Source organism: Halovalidus salilacus, assembly GCF_031852275.1.
In the GTDB taxonomy this organism is placed as follows: domain Archaea; phylum Halobacteriota; class Halobacteria; order Halobacteriales; family Natrialbaceae; genus Halovalidus; species Halovalidus salilacus.
The window spans coordinates 3,426,047-3,450,177 of record NZ_CP134700.1; the positions used below are offsets into that span (position 1 = coordinate 3,426,047).

The 24,131-nt window shown below is 67.7% G+C and carries 22 protein-coding genes; 12 read left to right on the forward strand and 10 right to left on the reverse strand.

Translation table 11 applies throughout. The annotated features are described in order from the left end of the window. The first annotated feature begins 7 nt into the window (after window positions 1–7). The gene (locus RJT68_RS16885) at window positions 8–889 is read left to right on the forward strand and encodes a branched-chain amino acid ABC transporter permease (protein ID WP_407037695.1); all 882 of its coding nucleotides are present in this window, start codon (window positions 8–10) and stop codon (window positions 887–889) included. Next, on the forward strand, window positions 889–1,929 hold the full coding sequence (locus RJT68_RS16890; RefSeq protein WP_407037696.1) for a branched-chain amino acid ABC transporter permease: 1,041 nt from the start codon (window positions 889–891) through the stop codon (window positions 1,927–1,929). Before RJT68_RS16885 ends, RJT68_RS16890 begins: the two co-directional genes overlap by 1 nt. A gap of 148 nt (window positions 1,930–2,077) precedes the next feature. Here RJT68_RS16890 and RJT68_RS16895 read toward each other — a convergent pair whose 3' ends face one another. Continuing rightward, on the reverse strand, window positions 2,078–2,782 hold the full coding sequence (locus RJT68_RS16895; RefSeq protein WP_407037697.1) for an ABC transporter ATP-binding protein: 705 nt from the start codon (window positions 2,780–2,782) through the stop codon (window positions 2,078–2,080). A gap of 126 nt (window positions 2,783–2,908) precedes the next feature. Here RJT68_RS16895 and RJT68_RS16900 point away from each other — a divergent pair, with 126 nt between their 5' ends. Beyond that, the gene (locus tag RJT68_RS16900; protein WP_407037698.1) at window positions 2,909–4,144 is read left to right on the forward strand and encodes an FAD-dependent monooxygenase; all 1,236 of its coding nucleotides are present in this window, start codon (window positions 2,909–2,911) and stop codon (window positions 4,142–4,144) included. A 240-nt stretch (window positions 4,145–4,384) separates the two neighbouring features. On the opposite strand, the gene RJT68_RS16905 is transcribed toward RJT68_RS16900, so the two are convergent. Beyond that, window positions 4,385–4,708, reverse strand: a complete 324-nt coding sequence (locus RJT68_RS16905) for a hypothetical protein (RefSeq protein ID WP_407037699.1) — start codon at window positions 4,706–4,708, stop codon at window positions 4,385–4,387. Between the two features lie 131 nt (window positions 4,709–4,839). Between RJT68_RS16905 and RJT68_RS16910 the strand changes: the two genes are divergently transcribed. The 4 genes from RJT68_RS16910 to RJT68_RS16925 all read left to right on the forward strand — a co-directional run bounded on the left by RJT68_RS16910 (window position 4,840) and on the right by RJT68_RS16925 (window position 7,959). Then, window positions 4,840–5,424 (forward strand): GNAT family N-acetyltransferase, encoded by a 585-nt coding sequence (locus tag RJT68_RS16910; protein WP_407037700.1) that lies wholly within the window; start codon window positions 4,840–4,842, stop codon window positions 5,422–5,424. Window positions 5,425–5,487: 63 nt separating this feature from the next. Then, window positions 5,488–5,901: a universal stress protein gene (locus tag RJT68_RS16915; protein ID WP_407037701.1), complete on the forward strand. Its 414-nt coding sequence runs from the start codon at window positions 5,488–5,490 to the stop codon at window positions 5,899–5,901. Window positions 5,902–6,102: 201 nt separating this feature from the next. Next, window positions 6,103–7,587, forward strand: a complete 1,485-nt coding sequence (locus RJT68_RS16920) for an aldehyde dehydrogenase family protein (RefSeq protein WP_407037702.1) — start codon at window positions 6,103–6,105, stop codon at window positions 7,585–7,587. A 153-nt stretch (window positions 7,588–7,740) separates the two neighbouring features. Continuing rightward, a complete protein-coding gene (locus RJT68_RS16925) occupies window positions 7,741–7,959 on the forward strand; it encodes a hypothetical protein (protein ID WP_407037703.1) in 219 nt (72 codons plus the stop codon). A 68-nt stretch (window positions 7,960–8,027) separates the two neighbouring features. On the opposite strand, the gene RJT68_RS16930 is transcribed toward RJT68_RS16925, so the two are convergent. Together RJT68_RS16930 and RJT68_RS16935 are read right to left on the reverse strand one after the other, a co-directional pair. Then, complete coding sequence (locus RJT68_RS16930; protein WP_407037704.1) at window positions 8,028–8,213, reverse strand: hypothetical protein; 186 nt, start codon at window positions 8,211–8,213, stop codon at window positions 8,028–8,030. Window positions 8,214–8,316: 103 nt separating this feature from the next. Beyond that, the gene (locus RJT68_RS16935) at window positions 8,317–9,396 is read right to left on the reverse strand and encodes a cupin domain-containing protein (RefSeq protein ID WP_407037705.1); all 1,080 of its coding nucleotides are present in this window, start codon (window positions 9,394–9,396) and stop codon (window positions 8,317–8,319) included. A gap of 215 nt (window positions 9,397–9,611) precedes the next feature. On the opposite strand from RJT68_RS16935, the gene RJT68_RS16940 reads away from it, so the two are divergent. Next, window positions 9,612–10,490 (forward strand): fumarylacetoacetate hydrolase family protein, encoded by an 879-nt coding sequence (locus RJT68_RS16940; protein WP_407037706.1) that lies wholly within the window; start codon window positions 9,612–9,614, stop codon window positions 10,488–10,490. A 79-nt stretch (window positions 10,491–10,569) separates the two neighbouring features. Here RJT68_RS16940 and RJT68_RS16945 read toward each other — a convergent pair whose 3' ends face one another. The 3 genes from RJT68_RS16945 to RJT68_RS16955 all read right to left on the reverse strand — a co-directional run bounded on the left by RJT68_RS16945 (window position 10,570) and on the right by RJT68_RS16955 (window position 14,545). After that, on the reverse strand, window positions 10,570–11,301 hold the full coding sequence (locus tag RJT68_RS16945) for an acetate--CoA ligase family protein (protein WP_407037707.1): 732 nt from the start codon (window positions 11,299–11,301) through the stop codon (window positions 10,570–10,572). After that, the gene (locus RJT68_RS16950) at window positions 11,298–12,701 is read right to left on the reverse strand and encodes a CoA-binding protein (protein ID WP_407037708.1); all 1,404 of its coding nucleotides are present in this window, start codon (window positions 12,699–12,701) and stop codon (window positions 11,298–11,300) included. The genes RJT68_RS16945 and RJT68_RS16950 overlap by 4 nt, the downstream gene beginning before the upstream one ends. Window positions 12,702–12,997: 296 nt before the next feature. Then, window positions 12,998–14,545 carry a class I adenylate-forming enzyme family protein gene (locus tag RJT68_RS16955; RefSeq protein ID WP_407037709.1) on the reverse strand — a complete coding sequence of 516 codons (1,548 nt, stop codon included), beginning with the start codon at window positions 14,543–14,545 and terminating at the stop codon, window positions 12,998–13,000. Between the two features lie 169 nt (window positions 14,546–14,714). Between RJT68_RS16955 and RJT68_RS16960 the strand changes: the two genes are divergently transcribed. After that, entirely contained in the window at window positions 14,715–15,572 is an 858-nt protein-coding gene (locus RJT68_RS16960) for a UbiA prenyltransferase family protein (protein ID WP_407037710.1), read from the forward strand. 29 nt (window positions 15,573–15,601) lie between these two features. On the opposite strand, the gene RJT68_RS16965 is transcribed toward RJT68_RS16960, so the two are convergent. Continuing rightward, on the reverse strand, window positions 15,602–16,369 hold the full coding sequence (locus tag RJT68_RS16965; RefSeq protein ID WP_407037711.1) for an IclR family transcriptional regulator: 768 nt from the start codon (window positions 16,367–16,369) through the stop codon (window positions 15,602–15,604). Window positions 16,370–16,729: 360 nt separating this feature from the next. Here RJT68_RS16965 and RJT68_RS16970 point away from each other — a divergent pair, with 360 nt between their 5' ends. Together RJT68_RS16970 and RJT68_RS16975 are read left to right on the forward strand one after the other, a co-directional pair. Continuing rightward, window positions 16,730–18,295 carry a DUF3179 domain-containing (seleno)protein gene (locus RJT68_RS16970; protein WP_407037712.1) on the forward strand — a complete coding sequence of 522 codons (1,566 nt, stop codon included), beginning with the start codon at window positions 16,730–16,732 and terminating at the stop codon, window positions 18,293–18,295. A 318-nt stretch (window positions 18,296–18,613) separates the two neighbouring features. Further along, window positions 18,614–19,948: a methyl-accepting chemotaxis protein gene (locus RJT68_RS16975; protein ID WP_407037713.1), complete on the forward strand. Its 1,335-nt coding sequence runs from the start codon at window positions 18,614–18,616 to the stop codon at window positions 19,946–19,948. Window positions 19,949–20,428: 480 nt separating this feature from the next. On the opposite strand, the gene RJT68_RS16980 is transcribed toward RJT68_RS16975, so the two are convergent. Continuing rightward, on the reverse strand, window positions 20,429–21,202 hold the full coding sequence (locus RJT68_RS16980; RefSeq protein WP_407037714.1) for an IclR family transcriptional regulator: 774 nt from the start codon (window positions 21,200–21,202) through the stop codon (window positions 20,429–20,431). 121 nt (window positions 21,203–21,323) lie between these two features. Between RJT68_RS16980 and RJT68_RS16985 the strand changes: the two genes are divergently transcribed. Continuing rightward, entirely contained in the window at window positions 21,324–22,319 is a 996-nt protein-coding gene (locus RJT68_RS16985; protein WP_407037715.1) for an MBL fold metallo-hydrolase, read from the forward strand. A gap of 63 nt (window positions 22,320–22,382) precedes the next feature. Here RJT68_RS16985 and RJT68_RS16990 read toward each other — a convergent pair whose 3' ends face one another. After that, window positions 22,383–23,957, reverse strand: a complete 1,575-nt coding sequence (locus tag RJT68_RS16990) for a class I adenylate-forming enzyme family protein (RefSeq protein ID WP_407037716.1) — start codon at window positions 23,955–23,957, stop codon at window positions 22,383–22,385. Window positions 23,958–24,131: the final 174 nt, after the last annotated feature.

Consider the following 24,131-nt stretch of genomic DNA (forward strand, 5'->3'; position numbering starts at 1 on the left):
CTCACACATGGTTTCACCAGAACTCGCGATCGAATCGCTGTTGAACGGGCTCCTCATCGGGGGGATCTACGCCGTCGCCGCGCTCGGCCTCTCGCTCGTGTTCGGCATCATGGACGTCGTCAACCTCGCCCACGGGCACATGCTCATGGTCGGCGCGTACGTCGGCATCCTGCTGTTCGCCGCCACCGGGATCACCCCGCTCGTGGGCATGCTCCTCGCGGCCGGACTGCTGTTCGCGTTCGGGGTGTTCCTCCAGCGCGTCCTGCTGGAACGCGTCGTCGACAAGGGGATGGAACAGCCGATCATCGTCCTCTTCGGGCTCGCGCTCGTCCTCGAGAGCGTCGGGCAAATCGTCCTCGGCAGCGAGCCGCAGCGAGCCAGCATCGGCATCCCCGGATCGAGCATTCCGATCGGCCCCGCGACGCTGTCGTTCTCGCGCGTCGTCACGTTCGTCGTCTCGGTCGCCCTGATCGTCGCGGTCTGGGCCTTCCTCAAATACACGAAAACGGGGCTCGCGATTCGAGCGACCGCGCAAAACGTCGACGCGGCCCAGTACATGGGGATCGACACCGGAAAGATCTACATCGTCACGCTCGGGCTCGGGACGGCGCTGGCGGGCGCGGCCGGCGCGTTACTGTCCATCCTCTTTCCCTTCACGCCGTACGCCGGCTGGTCGTACCTGCTGAAGGCGTTCGCCGTGGTCGTCCTCGGCGGCGTGGGGAGCGTGATCGGGACGCTCGTCGGCGGGTTACTCCTCGGCGTCTCGGAGAACGTCGGCGTGCTCTTCGTCGGCGGCGGCTACCGCGACCTGATCAGCTTCAGCATCTTCCTCCTCGTCCTCTTGGTGTGGCCCAGGGGACTGTTCGGCACATCGGGAGGTGGGAAGTGATGGCGGGCGCCGAACGCGAACGCGAGAGCTTCGTTCGGGCGATGCTCGGCGACCGCCGTCGGGTAGCCATCGCGGTCGTCACCGTACTGGCGTTCGCGACGATACCGTTCATCACCGAGCGGTGGCTCACCCAGGTCTTCTTCACCGTGCTCATCTTCGTGATCCTCGGCGTCTCCTGGGACATCATCGGCGGCTACGCCGGTCAGATCTCCCTCGGCCACGCGGCGTTCTTCGGCTTCGGCGCGTACGTCTCCGCCTGGCTGACGACGCCAAGTCGAGCCGACTTGCCCGAGTCGCTCCAGTCGCCGGCCGTCGTCGCCATCCTCGGCGGCGCGCTCGTCGCGGGTATCCTCGCGCTCGTCATCGGCCCGATCATCTTCCGCCTGACCGGCCACTACTTCGCGATCGGGACGCTCGCGCTCGCCGCGATCATCGAACTGGTCATCTCGAACGAGCGCCGGTTCTCCGGAGGATCGAGCGGCTACTTCGTCGACTCGAGCTTCGAGTACCAACAGCTGTTCCTCCTCACCCTGGTGGTGACGGTCCTGACGGTGATCGCCTCCTACTACGTCGTCTCGAGTCGGTGGGGGCTGGCGATGCGGGCGATCCACGACGACGAGGCGGCGGCCAGCAGCCTCGGGATCAACCCGCTGAAGTACAAGCTGATCGCGTTCGGCATCGGATCGGCCATGGCCGGGATGGCGGGCGGACTCTACGGTCAGTACACGGGGTACCTCAACCCCGCGGACGTGCTCGGCCTCCACTGGATGGTCGAAGCGCTCGTGGTCGTCGTCCTCGGCGGAATGGGGACGATCACCGGACCGATCCTGGGAGCCGGGCTGTTCGTCGGCCTGGACTGGGTCCTCGGCGAGGTGGCCAGCGGCTACGGGACGGCGATCGAGGGACTGCTGATCATCCTCTTCATGATCTACATGCCGCGAGGCCTCTACGGGGTCATCACCGACCGCCTCGGCGATACGTCGGAGGGCGAACCGCCGACCGAAAGCGTCCCCGCCCCCGACGAGTCGGCGAGCGACTGAAACCCCACGCCATCTGCACCGTTCCGGCGTTCTCCTCTCCGACCGATCCCTCCCGAAGAGCTTCCGCGCGACGAACGAGCCGTCGCTCGAGGGTGACGCGCGCGACCGACAGTACGTCCGCGAAAACGAGCCGAACCGACGCGGGGGATTACCCGCCGAGGTACGTCGCCGTGACCTCGTCGTTCGACGCGAGTTCCTCGCTGTCGCCGGACATCGAGATTCGGCCCGACTCGAGGACGTACCCCCTGTCGGCGACCCGGAGCGCGTTGTTGACGTCCTGTTCGACGATGAGGACGGTCGTCCCCCGGCTCGTGATCTCCTCGATCGCTTCGAAGACGTCGTCGACGAGCACCGGCGCGAGGCCGAGGCTCGCCTCGTCGAGCAGGATGAGATCCGGATCGCTCATCAGCCCCCGGCCGATGGCGAGCATCTGTTGCTCGCCGCCGGAGAGCGTCCCCGCCCGCTGGTTCTTGCGCTCCTCGAGCCTGGGGAAGATGTCGTAGACGAACGGGAAGCGCTCGTCTTTCCCCTCGGGGTTCGTGTACGCGCCCAGTCGCAGGTTCTCCTCGACGGTGCTCGTCGTGAAAATCTCGCGACCCTCGGGGACGTGGACGATCCCCTTCGGGACGACCTCGTCCTGATCGAGGTCGCCGATCGACTCTCCCTCGTAGCGAACCTCCCCCGATGTGGGCGAGAGCGGCCCGCAGATCGTCTTGAGGATCGTCGTCTTCCCCGCGCCGTTGGCGCCGAGTAGCGCGACCGTTTCGCCCTCCGCCACCTCGAAACTCACGTCCCAGATGACCTGGACGTTGCCGTACGCGACGTCGATGGAGTCGACTTCGAGTAGTGTCATCGTGTGTCGTGAGTCACTCAGTACAGGAATAAAAAGCTGCCTCCGTGACCCCGGCGGGACGCGCACGACGCCGCGCCGACCGGCGGATCACAACTACTATGAGAACGTACTGCATTGTCACACCCCATGAGCGGTGATACGCCGGAGGCACCGGTACTGATAGCCGGTGCCGGACCGGTCGGCATGACTGCGGCACTGGCACTGAACGCGCGCGGGGTCGACGCGACGATCCTCGAGGCCGAACCCGAAGACCGTGATCGGTCCGGGAGCCGCGCGATCTACGTCCACGGCTCGACGCTCCGGACGCTCGAGCGGATCCACCCCGGACTCGGCACCGACCTCGTCGACGAGGGCCTGATCTGGCCGACCCGGCGAACCCTGTTCCGGGGGAAGGAGGTGTTCAACCGCACGTACGACTCCCCCGGGGGCTCGGGGGACATCCCCCACTTCACCAGCGTTCCGCAGGTCGTCACCGAGCAGTACATGCTCGAGGCGCTCGAGGAGGCCGGGATCGAGATCCACTGGGAGGCCGAGGTCGAGACCGTCGACTCCTCCCCCGAGGGCGTGCGCGTCGAGACCGCGGACGGCCGCGAGTGGACCTGTGAGTACCTGATCGGCGCCGACGGCGGCGGCTCGACCGTCCGCAAGGAGATCGGGGCGAACTTCGAGGGCGACCAGTCGGCGAACCACTTCATCATCGCCGACGTCGAGGACGATGACGTCGACGACGACTACCCCGGACTCGAGCGGATGTTCCACTACGACGCGCCGGAGACCGACGGCCGGAACGTGTTGCTCGTTCCGTTCACCGGCGGCTGGCGCCTCGACATCCAGTGCTACGAGGACGACGACCCCGAGGAACTCAGCAGCGACGAGCGGATGCGGGAGTTCGTCCGCGACGTCATGGGCGAGGAGTACGAGGACGACGTGAAGTGGGTCTCGACCTACCGGTTCCTCCAGGTGAAAGCGGACACCTTCGTCGACGAACACCGTCGCGTTCTGCTGGCCGGCGAGGCGGCCCACCTGCTGGCCCCCTTCGGCGCCCGCGGGATGAACTCCGGCGTGGCCGACGCCGACGAGGCCGCCTCGGCCATCGCGGTCGCGATCGACGCGAAGACCGACGCGGTCGCCCGCGACGAGGTCGAACTGTTCGCCGCCCGGCGCGAGATCGCCGCCGAGTACAACATCGGCGCCGCGGGCGAGGCCCTCGAGTACCTCCAGGGCGACGATCCGGTGACGATGCTGCGAAAGGAGGTCGCCGCCGAGATGGCCGACACGTTCGAGACCGCGGGCGAGTGGCTCGACGACGCGCCGTACGGTCCCCACGGGACCCCGCCGATCGTCTCGACCGGTAACTACTGAGGCCGAACGGCGGGAACTCGGTCCCGATCGCCGATCGCGTTCGCGTTTTGACGGACTCGATTCCGAGAACGAGGAGGGGACGGTTCGTCCGAACGTCGACTGGAAGCGCTCCACTCGAGCATCGACGATCTGCACGTGCTGATCGTCGACGTCGAGTACCGCGCTCGAACCCCGTCGTGAGCGGGGAACCGTCGAGAATAGTCGTCGGGATCGGCCTCGACCGATCGGGCGAAACGCGCGTCAGTACAGGTCCAGTTTCTTCGCGACCCAGTGATCCCGCGCGGCGAAGACGAACGCCTCCTCGTCGTCGAAGTCGGTCGTCTCGGCGACGAACTCGTCCCACTCGCCGTGGGGGACCGTCTCGAGGTCGGCCGCCGACTCGGCGTCGCTCGGGCTGGCCGCGACCAGTTCGTCGAACGAGTCGAACTCGGTGTGCTCGCCCACGAACGACGCGTCGAAGACGTCCATGATCGGGATCGGCTCGCCAGCGTCGTGGACGTCGTCGGCGGCCGGGAGGTCCTCACGCTGCGCTGCGATCGCTTCGAGATCCGTTTCGAGTGCCATGGTTCCACTCGTCGTCCATACCATGTAAATCCATCTCATCCGCACACGCGTACCGGTCCCGTCGACGACGAGCGGGGCGAACCCGTTCGGGATCACGCTCTCTGAACCGGCGGACGTAGCGTCGAAGCAGAATGACGACGACGGCCTGCGGCGCGTGGGACAACGCCGACTGTGAGGGGACCGACCTGTGCCCGCCCCGGTGTCCGCGGTTCGTCGACGCCTCGGGGGCGCCCGTCCTGATCCTGCCGTACCGTCCCGAGACGCACGAGGGCCTGCTCGCGATGTACGACGCGGTGGAGACGCTGACGATGGGACTGCCCCCGCTCGAGCGCGCGGCGCGCGAGACCTGGCTCGAGCGGCTCGCGAACGAGGGGTGGAACCTGGTCGCGACGGTCGGGGACGACGTCGTCGGCCACGTCGCCGTGACGCCCGCCGACGCGCCCGACCCGGAACTCGTGATCTTCGTCCACCCGGCGTACCAGGGCCGGGGGATCGGCACCGAACTCCTCCTCCAGACGGTCGCCTACGCCGCCTCGAACGATCACGACGAACTGACCCTGAGCGTCGCGACCGACCGCGACGGGGTGATCTCCGTCTACGAATCGGTCGGGTTCGACGTGGCCGACGAGCGCGCCCTCGACCTCGAGATGCGCCTCGCGCTGACGGAGGCGGTCGTCGAACCGGCACAGCGACCGCCCGCCGCGCGAGAGCGGTGACGAACGTCCCACCGCGTGGGAACGGAACTCACTTTTTTGTGACTCGTTCGCGTACGACGAGGCATGTACGACGTACTCCTCGCGGTCGACGCGGACGAATCGCGGGCGGAAACCCAGGTTCGAGCGATCACTGACCTGCCGGTCGACGAGGACTCGGTGTTCGTCCGGGTGGTGCACGTGTTCACGGACAACCCGGCGGGTAACTCGGTTCACAAACTGGGGTCGGCCAAGCTCGTCGAGGAACGGCTGACCGAGCGCGGCCTCGAGTACCAGCTCGAAGAGCGCAGCGGCGACCCGGCGAAGGAGATCCCGCGGCACGCGGCCGAACACGACGTCGATCTCATCTGCCTCGCGGGGCGGAAGCGGTCGCCGGCCGGGAAGGCCCTGTTCGGGAGCGTCACCCAGAGCGTGATCCTCTCGGTCGATCGACCCGTCCTCGTCTGTGGAGACGGTACGGACGGGGAGAACGACGCCTGACCGCGACTCGGGTCGGATCGGATCGTCGACGCAAATCGGACCGCCGACTCGAATCGGACCGTCGACTCGGATCGGAACGAACCGTCGATTCGGACCGACAGTCGCTGCCGGAGCTGTCGAGAGCGATCCCGATCGAGCGGGGCGGTGACACACGCGTTACCGCACGTCTTTGTAGGTGGAGGTGTAAACGTACTGTCGACCATGCCAGACGAAATCTCGCCCACGGCGGACTGGAACGCGCTGTACATCGACGGGGAGTGGATCGAGGCGGACGGTGACGTCCTTCCGGTCGAGGACCCCTCGACGCGCGAGGTGTTCGCGGAGGTTCCCGCGGCCACCGAGTCGGACGTCGACGCCGCCTACGAGTCGGCGGCCGAGGCGCAAGCTGAGTGGAAGCACCAGCCGCCCGCGGTCCGCCAGGAGGTCGTACAGCAGTTCATCCAGGCGCTGGACGAGTACGAGGAGGAAATCATCGAACTCCTGACGTACGAGGCCGGCGGGACGGCCGGCTACGGCCACACGTCCCACCACCTCACCGCCGATCAGGCGGCCGAAGCCGCGACGCTGCCGCGTCGGATGAAGGGCGAGCACGCCGCGTCGAACATCCCCGGGAAGGAGCACGTCGTGAAGCGCGAGCCGAAGGGCGTCGTCACGGTCATCTCGCCGTGGAACTTCCCGCTGAACCTCTCGGGGCGAGCCGTGCTGCCCGCCATCGCCGCCGGCAACGCCGTCGTGCTCAAGCCGGCGACGAACACGCCGATCAGCGGCGGCCTGCTGTTCGCCAGGCTGTTCGAGGAGACGGACCTCCCCGACGGCGTCCTGAACGTCGTCACCGGCCGGGGATCGGAGATCGGCGACCGCGTGGCGAGCCACCCCGAGAGCGACGTGGTGGCGTTCACCGGCTCGACGGAGGTCGGGCGCCAGGTGGCCGCGGCGGCGGCCGAGAACCTCGCGACGCCCGCGATGGAACTGGGCGGCAACAACGCCCACGTCGTCACCGCCGACGCCGACCTCGAGCGCGCCGTCGACGGGGCGGTGTTCGGCTCGTTCATCCACCAGGGCCAGGTCTGCATCTCGATCAACCGCCACCTCGTCCACGAGGACGTCTACGACGAGTACGTCGCCCACCTCGTCGACCGCGCGGAGTCGCTGGTCGCAGGCAGCGCCCACGACGAGGTCCACCTCGGCCCCGTGATCGACGAGCACCAGCGCGACGAGATGCTCGAGTACGTCGAGGAGACGATCGACGCCGGCGCGACGCTCGAGACCGGCGGCGGAACGGTCGACGTCGAGGGCGTCGACGACTCGCTCGTCGTCGAGCCGACGGTGCTCTCCGACTGCACGAACGACATGGCCGCGGCCTGTAACGAGCACTTCGGACCGATCGCGCCGGTGATCCCGTTCTCGGACGTCGACGAGGCGGTGGAGATCGCCAACGACACGGAGTTCGGCCTTTCAGGATCGGTCCACGCGGGCGACCTCGAGACCGGGCTGTCGATCGCCGAGCGGATGGAAACCGGGATGGTCCACGTCGGCGACCAGCCCATCAACGACGAGGCCCACGTCCCGTTCAGCGGCACCGGCGCCTCCGGAATGGGCGGCTACAACACCGAGGAGTTCCTCCGCGAGGTCACCGAGACGAAGTGGATCTCGCTCCAGCGCGAGCCGCGCGAGTACCCGTTCTGAGCGGGCCCCACCTTCGACCCGTTTTTCGGCGACTCGAGCGTCCCGAATCCTGATTAGCCGCGCCCGCGAATCGGGGCGCAAGTGCCTCGAATTCGACCGTTCGACGGGAACCGCAGTCGACCGTTCATCGCCCCGCGTCGCGAGGTGGTCCGCGTGACCGAGCCCGCGTGCCTCGTCGTCGGCGACGCGAACGGGCTCGGGAAGGCGACCGCGTTCGAACTGGCTCGAAGCGGCGCGAACGTCGTCGTCTCCGACCTCGGCACCTCGGTCGAGGGCGAGGGGACATATCCCAAAGCCGCCGAGGAGGCCGCGCGGGCGATCGAGACGGAGGGCGAGGGCGACGACCTCGAGCGGACCGACCAGTACCTCTGACGACAGGGACGAAAACGGGGGTGGCGGTCGAACCGGTCCCGCGGCGTCGATGTGCACCGCCCGGCGACTCAGTTGGCGGTCGACTCGACGCTGGCTTCGAAGACCTCCTCGGCGGGGAAGACGTTGCGGCAGTCTTCACAGACCATCTGACGCGCGATGGCGTACTCCCAGAGCTTTCCGCCGCAGTCCAGGCAGTCGAAGTGCGCTCGGACGAACGGGTCCTCGTCGACGTAGGGGTTGTCGAACTCGGCCATACGGGAATCCTTCGGTGACGATCTATAAGAGCATTGCCCAGTCGTCGGCAGCCCGCGCGAGAAACCGACGCTGTCGGCCCGAAGGATCGAAGGCGGGCTCTCGTTACTCGGAGACCTCGGCCTCGGCGTAGAAGTTCATCGACCGGAGGATCGGCTCGTCGGTCATGCCCAGCAGGATCGCCTCGTCGCCGTCGGGTTCGTGGTGGTGGGGCGCGTCCGGCGGCACCACGAAGATGTCCCACTGACCCCACTCGAGGGTCTCGCCGTCGACGTGGGTCGCGCCCTCGCCGTCGATAACGAAGTAGACCTCCGTCGAGTTGTGGAAGTGGGCGTTCGTCGCCTCCCGCAGGAGCTGGGCTCGGAACGACATGGTCGGGAACAGCGGGGGCTCGGCCGTGGCCGGGTTGACGTACGCCAGGCTGTACCCGTCGAAGGGGTCCGGGTCGTCGTTGTCGGCGTACTGGCGGAGCGACTCGAGCATCTCGTCCCAGTCGAAGCGGTACGGCGGCGTCGGCTCCTTGTTCCCCTGAAACGGACCCGGGATCGAACCGTCCTTCTGCTCGCCGGACGGGCGACCGCGGCCGTACTGGGAGGCCCAGTAGCCCTGGGTCTTCGTGACCGGCTGGCGCTCGAGTTCGTGGTTCTCGAAGACGTGGCTGTTGTTCAGCGTGTCGAGGAACAGCGGCAGGTCGAGGACGTCGAGCCACGCGGCCGTCTCGTCGGAGTCGTTGACGTGGTCGTGCCACTCCCACTGGGGCGTCGTGATGAGGTCGTTGTCCTCCATCGGGAACTCCTCGCCCGCGACGACCGTCTTCATGTCTTCGTGCCCGTCGATGGTGAATCGCAGGGCGCTGGCGGCGTGGCGGTGCGACGGCGCGGTCTCCCCGGGCGAGACCGTCTGGACGCCCACGTAGATCGTGTTCGAGATGGCGTTCTGGGCGTTGATCGGGACGGCGACCCGCCGCTGGAACCCCGGCGGGAGGTCGGCGATCGGGACGTCCTCCTCGATGCCGTCGATGGCGGCCTGGATGTCCTCCCACTTCCAGATGTTCGCCTCGAGGTCGTCGAGGAGGTCGCCCATGTCCGTTTCGACTTCCCAGAGCGGGCGGAGGTCGTTCTGCTCGAGGATACTCCGCGTGTCGGAACTCAGTTCCAGGAGCTCCTCTGGCTCTTGCTGTGCCATAGTTGCGTATTTGTCAAACGGTACCATAAGTGTGTTGGAGCCCTCGAACGCCCCGCCAGCGGGTGATCGAGCGTCCCGCCAGCGTGTGAAACGAACCTCGCGGACGTTCCCTCACCGAACGCCCGCGAATCGCCGGTCGACCCGATCGGCGATCGAACGGCGCCTCGCCGATCGAGAAGGGATTATTTATGTGGCCGTGTGACAGTGGGTCTACCATGCGATTCGTCAGGTTCAACGACGACCGACTGGGCTTGCTCACCGACGACGACGGCGTCGTCGACGTCACCGACCGTCTCGGCCTCGAGACGAACGACCCGCTCACGGAGTACGCGAAGGAGGGCCTCGACGCCAGCGAGTACGCCGACGAGGAGCCGGACTACGACCTCGAGGAGGTACGGATCGAGTCGCCCGTCCGCCGGCCGGGCAAGGTGATCGCCGCGCCGCTGAACTACGAGAACCACGTCCGGGAGGCCATCGCCGACAAGGACATCGTCACCGAGGAGTGGTTCACCATCGAGGACAAGGGCTACTTCCTCAAGGCGCCCTCGAGCGTGGCCGGGCCCGCCGACGGTATCGAACTCCCGTTCAACGACCGCCGCGTCGACCACGAGATCGAACTCGCGTTCGTCATGGGCGAGGAGGTCAAGGACATTCAGAGCGACGACGTCTGGGACGCCATCCTCGGCTACACGATCCTCCTCGACGTCTCCGTCCGCGGCGATCAGGACCGCTCGAACCGCAAGTCCTACGACACCTTCACGATCATCGGCCCATGCGTCGTCACGCCCGACGAGGTCGGCGACCCGCACGACCTCGAGATGGAACTGCAGCTCAACGGCGAGACCCGCCAGCAGGAGAACACGGGCGGCATGATATACAGCTGCGCCGACGTCGTCGAGTACACCTCGATCGGAATGACGATCGAAGCCGGCGACGTCATCACGACAGGGACGCCCGAGGGCGTCAGCGCGATCGAAGGCGGCGACACGATCGACGCCGAGATCGAGAACGTCGGCTCGATGACGGTCGAGGTGACCGAGCGCGACCTCGCGTTCGAGGACATCCACGTCGAGAAGAGCCAGCAGGACGACTGACAGAATCCGTCGCACCGCGCGCGAACGAACATCGTCCGTTTTCCGTTTCGAGAGTCGAATCAGCGAACCGAGGGCGCCGTCAGTTCTCCGCGTCCGTTCCGTCCGCGTCGACCTCGAGCGTCACCAGCGCGTCGAGCGCGACGGCGTCGTCGGACCGCGCGAGCAGCGGGTTGACCTCGAGTTCGCTGATCTCCTCCCGCTCGACCAGCAGGTCGCCCATCGCCACGATCGCCTCGGCGACCGCGGTCCGGTCGACCGCGGGGGACCCGCGGTAGCCGTCGAACAGCGGCGAGGCCTCGAGTTCGCGGGTCATCTCGACGGCCTCGGCGGTCGAGATCGGCGCGATCCGGTGGCTGACGTCCTGCAGCACCTCGACGGCGATCCCGCCGAGGCCGACGAGGACCGTGGGACCGAACGACGGGTCGCGCGTCCCGCCGACGATCACCTCGAGCCCCGCCTCGAGGTCGACTCCCTCCTCGACGAGGACGGCGGCGTCGAGGTCGCGGTCCGCGGCCGCGTCCAAGATCCGTTCTGCGGCCGTTCGAACGGCGTCGGCGTCCTCGAGACCGACGGCCACGCCGGCGCCGTCGGCCCACTCGCTCTTGTGCTGGACCGCAGGCGAGGCGACCTTCGCGACGACCGGGTAGCCGATCCGCTCGGCGGCATCGACGGCCTCCTCCGGCGAGCCGACCGTCTCGCCGTCGGGCACCGAGAGGCCGCGGTCGGCGACCAGTCGTTTGGCCTCGGACTCGGTCAGCGAGGAGCGCCCGTCCGCGAGCGCCGCTTCGATCGGATCGTCGGCGCCGGTCATCGGCTCACCCCCTCGTCGGCGACCGCGTCACCGTCGTCGGCGATCGCCTCCGGTTCGGCGTTTCGCAGCGCGTACTGCACCAGGGCCGCGACGGCGTCGGCGCCCCGTTCCGGCGTCCGGTAGGTCGGGATTCCCAGCGCCTCGAGGTCGGCGAGTTCGTCGCGGATCACGGCGTCGGGGCCGCCGGTGGCGAAGACGATCGGCTTGTCGACCTCGGCGACGAGGCCCTCGAGCGCGTCGACCGGGTAGCCGATGGCGCCCTCGTACAGTTCGTAGACCACGACGACGTCGACGTTCTCGTCGCGCGCGACGGCCGCGACGACGTCGCCGAACGCCGGCATCGGCCGACCGGTGTCGACCGGGTTGGCGGAGTAGGTCATGCCGGGGAGGATTTCCTCGACGGTCTCCCGGGTCTCGTCCGCGAGCGTCGGGAACTTCGCACCGGCGGCTTTCAGGCGATCGGTGATGGCGATCCCCGGCCCCGCCTGGGCGGTGACGACGCCGACGTTCGGGCCGTCGGGACGGGGGCAGGTGGCGAGCGCCGTCCCCGCGTCGAGCAGTTCCGCGACCGAGCGCACGGTCGGGACGCCGTACTGGGCGAACCCGGCCTCGTACAGTTCGTACCGGCCGGTCAGCGCGCCGGTGTGGGATTCGGCGAAGTCGCCCACGTCCTGCTCGCCGACGTTGTAGGCGACGATCGGCGTCTCCGCCGCGCGACAGGTCTCGAGGAGGCCGCGCGCGTCGTCCGTCCCCTCGACGTGCAGCAGGATGGCGTCGGTGTGCTCGTCCGAATCGAAGTGCTCGATCGCCTCCTCGAAGCCGACGTTCGCTCGGTTGCCGAGGCCGACCATCGCGGAGACGCCGAGCCCCTCGTTCTCCGCGTGAAACGCCACGGCGTAGGCGAGGCCGCCGCTCTGGGCGATGACCGCCACGTTTCCGGCGGGGATCCTGTCGACGTCGGTCGCGAACGTGGCGTACAGGTTCTCGGCCGGGCGCAGGAACCCGCTCGTGTTCGGGCCGAGGAGGTGAACGTCGCCCTCGGTCGCGGCCTCGACCAGTCGCTCCTGCAACCGCTCGCCCTCCTCGCCCGCCTCGGCGAAGCCGCCGGCGAAGATCACCGCGCCGCCGATCCCCGCCTCGCCGCACTCCGCGACGACGTCCGGGACGACCGGCGCCGGCACGCACAGCAGCGCGAGGTCGACGTCGTCGTCCTCGATGTCGGTCACGGACGGAACGAACTCGCGGTCGAACACGGACCCCTCGGCCGACGGGTTGACCGGGTACACCGGCCCGTCGAACTCGACGGCGTTGCGCATCGCTTCGTAACCGATCTTTCCGGGCGTCGCCGAGGCCCCCACCACGGCGATTCCGCTGGGGTCGAATAGGCTCGTCACGGCCATACGAACCGTGTTAGGCCACGGAGGCAAGTAGTTTCCCCAGTGCACTCGCCTCGAGACGGCTCGGGCTTACCGACGAGCTCGACGAACGCCTCGAGCGTCTCGCACGCTCTCGAGCGCACCGACGAGCCGTGGGGGACCACCCCCGATCGACGAGGGACGCGCGGTAGCGACCGGTCCGGCGACCTACGGGGTTAGATCGTCGGCGTGAGGGGGTACTTCGGCGTCCACCAGCGCATCCGCACAGTGCGGGGCAGTACGTGACAGGGGCGGCCCGCGTCCGACGTCCGGTTCGGACCCTACGCGCCGAAGAACTCCTCGTAGATCGTCGCCCGTTCGATGGTTCCCGTGTCGGTCCGCGGGAGCGGTTCGTCCGTCACCGCGTACTCGCGCGGTCGCTTGAAGTTGGCCAGTTCGTCGTGCGCCGTGCAGAAGCGGTCGAGTTCCTCGACGTCGACCTCCCCGCGCCCGTCGGCGCAGACCACGCACGCGACGCGGTGGCCCCACTGCTCGTCCTCGAGACCGACCACGACGGCCTCCGCGACCGCTTCGTGGGACTCGATGACGTCCTCGACCTCCTCGGGGTAGACGTTCTCCCCGCCGCTGACGATCATGTTGTCGACCCGGCCGACGATGTAAAGGTAGCCGTCCTCGTCGACCTCGGCGCAGTCGCCCGTCCGGAGCCAGCCGTCGACGTAAGTGCGCTCGCTCTCCTCCGGGTGGGCCAGGTAGCCGGTGCTCATGCCCGGGCCGCGGGCGAGGATCTCGCCGATCCCGCCCGGGTCGACGGTGGCCGTCGGATCGGGATCCTCGTCGGGGTCGGCGGCCTCAACGACACGGAGTTCCCACGCGAACGACTCCTTGCCGATCGTCCCGGTGTGTTCCGCCTGCAGCGACGGGTGGGCGAAGGTGAGGTTCGGGCCGCCCTCGGTCAGCCCGTAGGTGTTGTAGATGCCCTCGGTGAGGTGCTCGGAGGCCTTCTCCACGAGGCGCTCGGTGACGATCGATCCGCCCGTGCGGATGTACGAGAGGGTGTCGATGTCGTAGCCAGCGTCCGCCTGCGCGTCGGCGAGCACGTGCAGTTGCGTCGGGACGGCGAGCATCCCCGTCGCGTCGTGTTCCTCGACGAGTCGGAGCGCCTCGTCGGGGTCGAAGTCCGACTGGACGACCATCGTGGCGCCGGCCATGACGTGCGGGAGGATCCACGCGTCGGTCGTCACCATGTGGTACCAGGGCGTCGTGACGAGGGCGGTGTCCGTCTCCTGGATGGACATCTCCATGACGACCTGCATGGCGCCGTACCACATCTGCTCCTGGTCGAACAGCACCCCCTTCGGCGTGCTCGTGGTCCCGCTCGTGTAGAAGACGCCGTGCTCGTACGCCGGATCGGGCTCGACCGGCTCCGCCGACGCGCTCGAGACCACGTCCTCGTAGTCCTCGACGTCGTCCCGGTCGATCGCCTTCTCGCCCGCGTGGATTCCCACCTCGATCGCCGTGCGGTCGAGCACCTCGAGGGCCTTCTCGACGTTGGCGTCGTCGAACAGCAATACGGCCGCCTCCGTCGGTTCGAGCATCGCCGTGAGGGTGCCGGGGCTGTCGCGGAACGGCAGTTGCACGTTCGCGAGGCCCCGCTTCTGACTCGCGAGCATGGCCTCGACGGCCATCGAGCCCGTGAGCGCGAGCGTCGCGATGCGTCGGTCCGGCGCGCGCTCGTTCAGCGCGTTCGCGAGCCGGGTCGTCCGGTCGTCCAGTTCCCCGTACGTCGTCGATCGCCCGTCGTCGGTCACGAGTGCCGTCTTCGACGAGTAACACCGGACGGTTCGGTCGAACGTATCAATGTACTTCATCGGTCTGGTCGCCTACGTGTGAGACCAGCTACCGAGGGTATTAATGGTTATGATGGCCCGTCGTTTGACGGGCCCCGTTCGCCGGCGTCGGGGGCGGAATCCGAACCGGGTTCGAAGCACCTGCGGCCGAACGGGATCGATTATGCCCCTCGACTTCGTAGGGACGGGCGTGCACGACCGATTCCGCCGGACGCGGCTTCGCCGGACGACTCGAGGGCTCGCCGCCCACGTCCAGCCGGTGTTCTTCCTCCCCGGCGTCGCGATGTCGGTCTTCGGCGCCCTCCTCGCCGGCGACGCGAGGGTCTCGACGGCGGCCGTCCACGCCCTCGCGGTCGGACTCGCCGTTTACGTCGCCCACCTCGAGGACGGCTACGTCGACTACTACGTGCGGAACGAGGACGCCGACAACCCCCTCTCGCCGACCGAGATCCGGGCCGCGATCGGCGTCTCGAGCGCCGCGTTCGTCGCCTGCGTCGCGTTCCTCTGGACGGCCGTGGGCCCCGTCTCCGCGGCGCTCACCGCGCCGCTCGTCGTCCTCGGCTACCTCCACGCACCCCACCTCGACGCCGCCCCCGCCACCGGCACCCTCGACTACCCGCTCGGCATCGCCCTCGCGACGGCGGGCGGCTACGCGACCCAGGCCGGCGCGCCCTCTGCGCCGGTCGTCGCGCTCGCCGCCGTCTTCCTGGGGCTGCTCGCGGGGATCAACGTCCTGCTCGACCTGCTCGACTACGACCACGACCGGCGCGTCCCGAAGCGGACGATTCCGGTCGTCGTCGGCCCCGACGCCGCCCGTCCCGTCGCCTGGGCGTTCGTGGGCGTCGCCGTCGCCCTGCTCGCCTGCTCGAGCGCGACGGGAGTGCTCCCGCCTCGAGCCGCGGTCGCCGGCGTCTTCCCCCTCGGCGCCGCGGTCACGTGCATCGTCCGGGCACTCTCGACCGATCGCGCCGTCTCCCTGTTCATCGGGTCGACGTACTGCTTCGCCGCCGCGCTGTTCGTCGCGCTCCGCCCCGGCTTGCTCCCCTGATCCGACCGGGGTTCCGTTCGAGGCGCCGATTACCCGTACACCAGGCGGAGTTCGATGTCGTCGACGGCCTCGAGCAGCGGTTCCGAGAGCTCCCCCTCGATGCGCTCCTCCGTGAGCCGGTTCGCGGCGCCGGCGATCGCCACCGCCGCGATCGGCCTCCCGTCGCGGATTATCGGCGTCGCCAGGGCGTGTAACCCGCGCAGGTCCTCCTGGTAGTTCACCGCGTACCCGCGCTCGCGGACGCGCTCGAGCGCCCCGAACAGCGCGTCACGGTCGGTGATCGTGTTCTCGGTTCGAGCGGGCAGCCCGTGCTGTTCGATGATCTCGAGGACTTCGCGTTCCGGAAGGTGGGCCAGCATCGCCTTGCCCGCCGAGTTGGCGTGGAGCGGCACCCAGTTCCCGATCGTCGAGTCGAACGAGAACGACTCGTTCCGCGGGACGCCGTAGAGGAACATCCCCATGCCGTTCTCGGGAACGATGAGCCACACCGTCTCGTCGACGTCGAACGCCAACTGATTGATGCGCTCTTTCGCCGCGTGGTAGACGTCGAACTGGTTTCGAACGGAGACGCCGACGTTGAAAAACTGCAGGCCGAGGCGGTAGCGCCCCCCCTCGTTGACGACGTAGCCGCGTCGCTCGAGCCCCACGAGGTGCTTGTGCACCGTGCTCTTGGCCAGGCCGAGCCGGTCCGCGAGTTCCGTCACGCCGGCGTCCCCGCTCTCCCGAAGCGATTCGACGATGGCGAACAGGGTTTCATCCGATTTGATCGATCGTCCATCGCGTTCGTCCCCATCCATACGTATCCGATACGGATACCGGGTACATAATGCATTCCCTATTATCCATCATCGTTCGTCGACGATGAAAGGGCAAGCGTTCGCTGTGAAGAAACACCTCGTCGGACGGCTCGAACGCACCCTTGCCGATCGACGAGCATCGATTTTACAAAGGTATGCCCGTAAATACTCGGGGCCATTCGCGGTCATTCCCTACGGTACGTTCGGCCACGACGAAAAGTATCGTTTCGTGAGAGCGAACGCGTATGTGGGCGAGTGCCACACACCGTCTCCTCGACGTACCGTCCGTGTGCGCCGACACGACTGCTCGCCACCACGGCCGATCGCACCGCTTTTGACCCTTGCGAGGTATTCCCACGTATGGCATCTACGTCGAGACCGGACGCCGACGCGGAACTTCGGTCGCTCGTCGACGACCTCCTCGTTCGCGACGCGGACGAACACGCGCGGGCGTTAGAACGACTCGCCGAGATCGGCGACCGACGCGTCGTTCCGCACCTGATCGAGGTGCTGATGATCCACGAGATCGGATCGAACTGGGACCGGTTCGGCTTTCCCTGGGTGCTGCGCGATCACAGCCCGCCCCGATACCTCGAGCTCCCCGAGGCTCGCTGGCCGGGGGTGCGGGCGGCGTTGCAGGCCGTCGCCGACCCCGACTACGACTCCGAGTACGCCTGGGTGGAGTGGGAGAGCTGGTACTCCCAGCAGGAGGTCGAGCCGCTCGAGGGGTTCGACGCGTGGAAGCTGCAGCTCTACCGGTCGTACCTGCCGCCGGTCGGCCGGTTGCTCGACGCGGAACCCCGCGCGTTCGATTTGCAGGACGTCCGCTGGGGGAACTGCGACCCGTCGTTCCTGGCGGCGTGCAACGAACCGAATTTCGTTCCGGGCGACGCCGTCACCGTGGACGGGACCGAGAACGGAGACGGCGACGGGGAGACGAACGAGGACGAGGGCGACGACGATGACACGAACGAGGTCGCAGGCGTCTCGAGGGGCGAGGACGAGGGCGACGACGATGACACGAACGAGGTCGCAGGCGTCTCGAGGGGCGAGGACGAGCGGTACCTGAAGCCGGAGGACGTCGTCTTCGGCGTCACCGTCGACGACACCGCCTACGCCGTTCCGCGGTGGGTGTTGTTCCCCCACGAGATGGCGAACATCACGCTCGAGGGCGTTCCCCTGACGCTCACCTACTGCACGCTCTGTAACGCGCCGATCTGTTACGACCGCCGCGTCGACGATCGGACCCTCACCTTCGGGAGCACCGGCATGCTGCTCGCGGGGAACAAGGTCATGTTCGACGAGGAGACCGAGAGCCTCTGGAGCCAGCACCGGGGCGTCCCCATCGCCGGTGACTTCCTCGAGGAGGACGCCCGACTCGATGTCGAGCCGGTTACGCAGACGACGTGGGGCGAGTGGCGGGAGGCCCACCCCGACTCGCTCGCGCTGGACATCGACACGGGATACGACTTCGACTATCGCCACTACGAGGACGACGTCGGGTTCTTCCAGCACTACTGGAACGACGAGAACGCGATCCAGCCGGGCCTACGGACGGGCGATGGGAAACTGCCGGAGAAGACCGACGTCTACGGCGTGACGAGCGACGACGGATCCACGGTCCGCGTCTATCCCGTCGAGGACGTGCCGACGGAGGGCCTCTGGACGGACGAGATCGACGGCCACGGGGCGGTCGTGGTGCGCGACGCGACGGACGACGTGGCCGTCTACGAGGCCCCGCCGTCGCCCCTCGAGCGCGACGGAGAGACCATCGCCGACGCCGACGGGGTCCGCTGGCGACTCGAGTCCGATGCGCTCGTCGGTGACGACGGTCGGGAACTGCCGCGGATCCCCGGCCGGCACGGCCTCTTCTTCGCGTTTCGGTCGCAGTACGACACCGTCGAGGTCGGCCCGGACGACGACTGATCGCGTTCTGCGCTCCCCGACGATGTCCCGGTGAACTGAGCGCGCGGATCACGAGCGGTTCGACGGGAGTTTCGTCGGGTTCGGTCGGACGGCGGATCCCGTCACTGGGGTGCGGTGTCCGACGATCAGGAGCATCCGAACGAGTTCGGTAACCACGTTCGGAATCGGTGGTAAAAACGATCCGTCGATTCACCCGAGTTTGCCGCTTTGAACCGCCATTTCCAGCGAATTCGGGCGTAACGGTGCGCTCGAGGAACGCCGGACGGAACGCCAGACGTGCCAGTAGCTATTTATCGTTCGTTTGGGAATACCCGTCAAATGACCGCGGGGAACTCGTACCTGAAACCGAACGCCGATTCCGTCGATGACGGCGACGAAGCGGACCAAGTAGAACGATTGCGGTACGAACGGGACTTCTGGCGGAACCTCTTCGATCAACTCGTCGAGGAGTTCCCCGAACCAGTGTTGGTCGTCAACGACGACGGAATCATCAGCCACTGGAACGACGAGCACACGGAGCTCTCCGGGATCGAACACGAAGATGCGATCGGCGAGCGGGCGATCGACGTGATCGGAACGAAGGGCGTCGACGAGACGCTGGCCGAGAAGATCGCCAGAACGGGACGGTCCGTCCGGGAAGATAGCATCCGCTCCGGCGGCAACGAGGATAACGCGTGGCACATTCGCGCGGCCGGTGTACCGCTGTACGCGCCCGACGGGGACGTCGTCGGGGCGTTCGAGTACATCAGCGTCGTGACGGAGCTCGTGGAACGGCGCAATCGGCTTCAGCGGGTGCAGGAGTCGATCAGCGAGATCGTCGACGGCGCCGTCGAGGAGTTGCTCGAGGCCACCGAGACGAACGCCGAGGCGAACGCGGACCTCGAGTCGTTCGTGGAGGCGCAACTCGAGGACCTGACGGTCGTCCAGGAGGAGATGGAGTCGCTCTCGGCGACCGTCGAGGAGGTCGCGGCGAGCGCCGACGAGGTGAGCGGCCAGAGCGCCGCGGTCGGCGAACTCGCGGACGCGTCGAAGGAGGCGACCGCGGAGATCGTCTCGTTGACCGACGACGTGCGCGACGCCGCCACCGAACTCGCCGAGAGCAGTCGTCAACTCGACGAGCGCACCGAGGCGATCGACACCGTCGTCGACGTGATCGACGACATCGCCGACGAGACTAACCTCCTGGCGCTGAACGCGAACATTCAGGCCGCACAGTCGAGCGGCAACTCGGCCGGGTTCGCCGTCGTCGCCAACGAGATAAAGGGGCTGGCGAACCAGTCGAAAGCGGAGGTCGAGACCATCGAATCGATCGTCGAGGACGTCCGAACGAACGCCACGGAGACGGTCGAACGCGTCGAGGAGACGCTCGAGGGCGTCGACGACGTCCTCGAGCGGGCCCGCGTGGTCGACGACAAACAGACGGAGATCGGCGTCGCCGTCGACGAGGCGACGACCGGCACCGAGCAGATCGCCGGCGCGACGGACGACCAGGCCGCGACCGCGGAGGAGGTGGCGACGATGCTCAACGACGCCATCGGCCAGATCCAGGAGGTCGCGACGAGCATCGAAACGCTCTCCCAGACGACCGACCGACAGGCCCGGGAAGTTCGTAACGTCCGCGAGGAGGTCCGGGAACTCGAGGCGCAGTTGTAACCGCCTCGGTTTCTGACGAGAGGAGGGTCGGTCGTCGATCCGGGTTCGCCGTTCCCCCACCGAACGAACCTCACCGAATAATACCAGTTTGTTTAATAGTATCTTTTTCATATGAAGTCTCGTCGCATAGCGTCGGACGCCGGAATCTGATCCGACCGAACGGGTGAGTACAACCCGCCGAATCAGACACCATGGACGGTCCTATCGGCCGAATACACGGGAACGTCCACGAGTGGACGACGTCAGCGGGCCCTCACGGCGATTGCCGTCGAGACGAGGCGCTTCGGACGGTTGACGGCCGCTCGAGGAACGTGCGCGGTCGGTTCGAGACGGCACCGCTCAACCGACGATATTCTGTCCGGGATATGTGACGACGAGCGTCCTATCACATACGGATACTAATCCGATCGCCGCGTTTCCGTCGACGCGTTCGTTCTGGGATACTGAAGACGGACCCGATCGATTCGATCGATCCGAACACTACGAGAGCATGACGTTGACCTCGATGGTGTTCGTCGCCGAGAGGAGGTGGTTCTGCAGGTCCGAGACGTCGCGTTCGTTCTCGAGTCGGTGGGTCGGTCCGAAGACGGTGATCGCGCCGTAGACGACGTCGTCGTCGCCGAGGATCGGAGCGCCGATTCCGCTCAGTCCGGGCATGTACTCCTCGTGGCTGTAGGCGATCCCCTCCTCGCGGATCGTCTCGAGTTCGGCGGCCAGGGACTCCCGGTCCGTGAGCGTGTTCTCGGTGAATCCCGGCAGTCCCCACCTGTCGACGATCCGGTCGACTTTCTCCTCGTCGAAGTAGGCGAGCATGGCCTTTCCGCCGGACGAGGAGTGGAGGTACGTGTGCGTGCCGACGTCGATGCCGGTGGTCACCGAACGCGGGCCGTCGCTGGCCCGGAGGACGGTTCCGAGTCCGTTCTGCTCGGTCGAACAGAGAACCCGCTCGCCCGTCCGGTCCGCGAGGTCCGCGATCGGCGTCTCGGAGGCCTCGTACAGCGGTTCAGCGTGTTTGACGTGCTCTCCGAACGTGAGGAACCGGAAACTCAGCCGGTACTCGTCGCCGTCCTGCACGACGTAGCCCTTGGACTTGAGGGTGGTCAGGTGGGCGTGAACCGTGCTCTTGGGCAGTCCCGTCCGATCGGTGAGCTCCGTCACTCCCGCGCCCCCCGAGCGCCAGAGCGCCTCGAGGACGTCGAGCGTCTTCACCACCGCCTGGACGCGGTGGTCCGAATCCGTGCCCGGAGTTGTCATAGAACACAGTTCGAAACGAGACGAAATAACTGTTCCGTCCACCCGAACGCGAACGTCTCGCCGAGCGCGGGACCCCGGCCGAGGCGCAGTTTTACGTGGGTCGCCCCCGTCCACCCGGTAGATGCCAACGGGAGACGACCGATCGTCGACGCGGTCGGCCCCGGTTTCTCGCCTCGAGTTCGACGTCGAGTGGCCGCCGAAACACGTCGCGGCCTACCTGATCGAACGCGAGGAGCCGGGACCGATCCTCGTCGACGCCGGCGATCCGACCGAGCAGGGCGAATCGGTGATCCGCGACGGCCTGGCCGCCGCGGGGTTCGACCCCGTGGAACTGGAGGCCGTCGTCGTGACCCACCCCCACAGCGATCACATCGGCGGGGTGCCGGTCGCGCGGGAACTGGGCGCGGACGTCTACGCGCCGGCGCCGGTGCTCGAGCAACTCGAGCGCGAGGAGAACGACCTCGTCGCCGGGGTGCGGGAGATCGGTCGCTCGGCCGGCTACCGGGGCGAAGCGATCGAGCGCGAGGTCGAGCGGGCCGCGGACTCGCTGCGGCGAAACCGCCGACTACTCGAGCCGGAGAGCGCGATACCCTTCGAGTTCGGCGAGCCGTTCGCGGCCGCGGGCCTGGAGTTCGAGCCGATTCACACGCCGGGCCACCAGGTGCACCACGCGAGCCTGCGGACGACCCTCGGCAGGGAGACCGTCCTCTTCAGCGGGGACTCCCTCATCGAGCCGTTCCGGGCCGGCGTGATCCACGTCGGCATCGATTACGGCGCCTACGAGGCGGTCGACGCGTTCTTCGACGCGATGGACCGACTCGAGGTCGCCGCGGGCGAGATCGATCGCGTGTACCCCGGTCACGGTCCCGTCTTCGACGAGGTGCGCGGAACGATCGAATTCACGCGCCGCGACCTCGAGGAACTGGTCGCCGAGACGCTCGAGTCGGTCGGCGCGACCGGCCCGACGACGCCCCTCGAGGTGACCCGCCAGCGCGTCGGCGAGGTCCGCTACCCGGTGCAGGTGCTCGACACGCTGGGCGCGCTCGGAACGCTCGAGGGACGGGGGGAAATCGAGTACGAGACGCGCGACGGCGTTCGGTACTACGAGGTCGCCTGATCGGCCGCTCGTTCGCCAGTCATTCCGTCGCGCGTCGCCCCGACCGCTCGACCGCGCGCTACGTTACTCGCCGTCGCCCGCGTCCCGCTCCTCGAGTTTGTACTTCTGGATCTTCCCGGAGGTCGTGCGCGGCAGTTCGTCGATGAACTCGACCTCCCGGGGGTGTTTGTAGGCGGCGACGTTGTCGAGACAGTACTGCTGGACGTCGTCTTCGGTCACGTCGACGCCCGCTTCGACGTCCGGCCGGAGGACGACGTAGGCCTTCGGCACCTCGTTCCGGCGCTCGTCGGGGATGCCGATGACGGCGGCCTCGGCGACCGCCTCGTGCTCGGTGAGCAACTCCTCGAGTTCGCTCGGGTAGATGTTGTAGCCCGCGGAGTTGATCATGTGCTTCTTGCGGTCGACGATCTCGTAGTAGTTGGTCCCGTCGCGGCGGGCGATGTCGCCGGTGCGGAAGTAGCCGTGCTCGGTGAACGCCTCCGCGGTCGCCTCGGGCATGTTGTGGTAGCCCTTCATCACCTGCGGGCCGCGCACGAGGAGTTCGCCCTCCTCGCCCGGCGGGACCTCCTCGCCGGAGGCGTCGACGATCTTGCAGTCGGTCATCCGGGTGGGCTGACCGATCGTCCCGTGGCGGAGACCGAACGTCGACCCGGTCTGGCTGTGGGTCGCGCCGTGGGTCTCGGTGAGGCCGTACCCCTCGCCGATGTCGACGCCGGCGGTCGCCTCGAACTCCTTCTGGACCGAGACGGACATCTTCGCGCCGCCCTCGCCCGCCGACTCGAGGCTCGAGAGGTCGTACTCGCCGAACTCGCCGCTCGTCACCATGTCGACGTACATCGCGGTGACGCCGACGTAGTGGGTGATCCCCGCCTCCTCGATCAGTTCCATGCAGGCGGCGGCGTCCCAGTTGGCCGCGCTCCGGAGGTAGACGCTCCCGCCCCGGACCAGCGGCTGCCACGCGGTGTGGGTGAAGCCGGTGATGTGGTACAGCGGCAGCCAGACGAGGCTGCGGACGTCCTCGTCGGCGAGTTCGCTCTCCCGGGAGAGGACCGCGTACATCTGCGCCCGGAAGTTCCGGTGGGTGAGCTGGACGCCCTTGGGCTTGCCCGTCGTCCCGGACGTGTAGGGTAACAGCGCGACGTCGTCGTCGGCGCGCTCGACGAGCGTCTCCTCGCCCCGAACCGACTCGAAGGCGTGGACGTCGTCGTCCGTGCTCGCCACCGAGACGACGATCGGATCGCGGTCGACCTCCGCCAGGCCCTCCCGCAGGTAGGGCAACAGCGCCGCGTGGGTCACCACGGCCGTCGCCTCGGTGTCCTCGAGCTGATAGGCCAGCTCCCGCTTGCGGTACTGCGGGTTGACCGGCGAGACGGCCGCGCCGGCTTTGAACGCGCCGAGGGCGCCGATCAGGTACTCCGGACAGTTCGGCAGGTACTGCATCACGACGTCGCCGGGTTCGACGCCGAGGTCGCGGAGGCCGCCGGCGAATCTGGCGCTCTCCTCCCGGAGTTCCTCGTGCGTGGTCGTCGTCCCGTGGTACTCGATGGCGACCGCGTCCCCGTGGAACCGGGCCGTCTGGTCGTGCAAGCGCGCGGCGTTCCCCTCCCGTGCGGCGTCGGATATCTCCGAGAGATCCATGCACAACGATACCACAGTTCTGTATTAAAAATTGTCCTCGATTGCCACGTCGCCGCGGCCGCTCGAGTTTGGCCGGGGCGAGGGACCGCGATCGTTCGAGTCAGTTCGGGTGGCGAGCGCCGCTGACCGCGTTCAGGGGGTGGTGACGGGCACCGCTGATCGCGCGTCCGGCAC

Bases quoted from the DNA above. Each gene is read 5' to 3' on its own strand.
- RJT68_RS16945 (WP_407037707.1), bottom strand. From the start codon at position 11,301: ATGACCGGCGCCGACGATCCGATCGAAGCGGCGCTCGCGGACGGGCGC.
- RJT68_RS16915 (WP_407037701.1), top strand. From the start codon at position 5,488: ATGTACGACGTACTCCTCGCGGTCGACGCGGACGAATCGCGGGCGGAA.
- RJT68_RS16920 (WP_407037702.1), top strand. From the start codon at position 6,103: ATGCCAGACGAAATCTCGCCCACGGCGGACTGGAACGCGCTGTACATC.
- RJT68_RS16895 (WP_407037697.1), bottom strand. From the start codon at position 2,782: ATGACACTACTCGAAGTCGACTCCATCGACGTCGCGTACGGCAACGTC.
- RJT68_RS16980 (WP_407037714.1), bottom strand. From the start codon at position 21,202: ATGACAACTCCGGGCACGGATTCGGACCACCGCGTCCAGGCGGTGGTG.
- RJT68_RS16955 (WP_407037709.1), bottom strand. From the start codon at position 14,545: ATGAAGTACATTGATACGTTCGACCGAACCGTCCGGTGTTACTCGTCG.
- RJT68_RS16905 (WP_407037699.1), bottom strand. From the start codon at position 4,708: ATGGCACTCGAAACGGATCTCGAAGCGATCGCAGCGCAGCGTGAGGAC.
- RJT68_RS16885 (WP_407037695.1), top strand. From the start codon at position 8: ATGGTTTCACCAGAACTCGCGATCGAATCGCTGTTGAACGGGCTCCTC.
- RJT68_RS16990 (WP_407037716.1), bottom strand. From the start codon at position 23,957: ATGGATCTCTCGGAGATATCCGACGCCGCACGGGAGGGGAACGCCGCG.
- RJT68_RS16930 (WP_407037704.1), bottom strand. From the start codon at position 8,213: ATGGCCGAGTTCGACAACCCCTACGTCGACGAGGACCCGTTCGTCCGA.
- RJT68_RS16935 (WP_407037705.1), bottom strand. From the start codon at position 9,396: ATGGCACAGCAAGAGCCAGAGGAGCTCCTGGAACTGAGTTCCGACACG.
- RJT68_RS16965 (WP_407037711.1), bottom strand. From the start codon at position 16,369: ATGGATGGGGACGAACGCGATGGACGATCGATCAAATCGGATGAAACC.
- RJT68_RS16985 (WP_407037715.1), top strand. From the start codon at position 21,324: ATGCCAACGGGAGACGACCGATCGTCGACGCGGTCGGCCCCGGTTTCT.
- RJT68_RS16940 (WP_407037706.1), top strand. From the start codon at position 9,612: ATGCGATTCGTCAGGTTCAACGACGACCGACTGGGCTTGCTCACCGAC.
- RJT68_RS16910 (WP_407037700.1), top strand. From the start codon at position 4,840: ATGACGACGACGGCCTGCGGCGCGTGGGACAACGCCGACTGTGAGGGG.
- RJT68_RS16950 (WP_407037708.1), bottom strand. From the start codon at position 12,701: ATGGCCGTGACGAGCCTATTCGACCCCAGCGGAATCGCCGTGGTGGGG.
- RJT68_RS16975 (WP_407037713.1), top strand. From the start codon at position 18,614: ATGACCGCGGGGAACTCGTACCTGAAACCGAACGCCGATTCCGTCGAT.
- RJT68_RS16890 (WP_407037696.1), top strand. From the start codon at position 889: ATGGCGGGCGCCGAACGCGAACGCGAGAGCTTCGTTCGGGCGATGCTC.
- RJT68_RS16970 (WP_407037712.1), top strand. From the start codon at position 16,730: ATGGCATCTACGTCGAGACCGGACGCCGACGCGGAACTTCGGTCGCTC.
- RJT68_RS16900 (WP_407037698.1), top strand. From the start codon at position 2,909: ATGAGCGGTGATACGCCGGAGGCACCGGTACTGATAGCCGGTGCCGGA.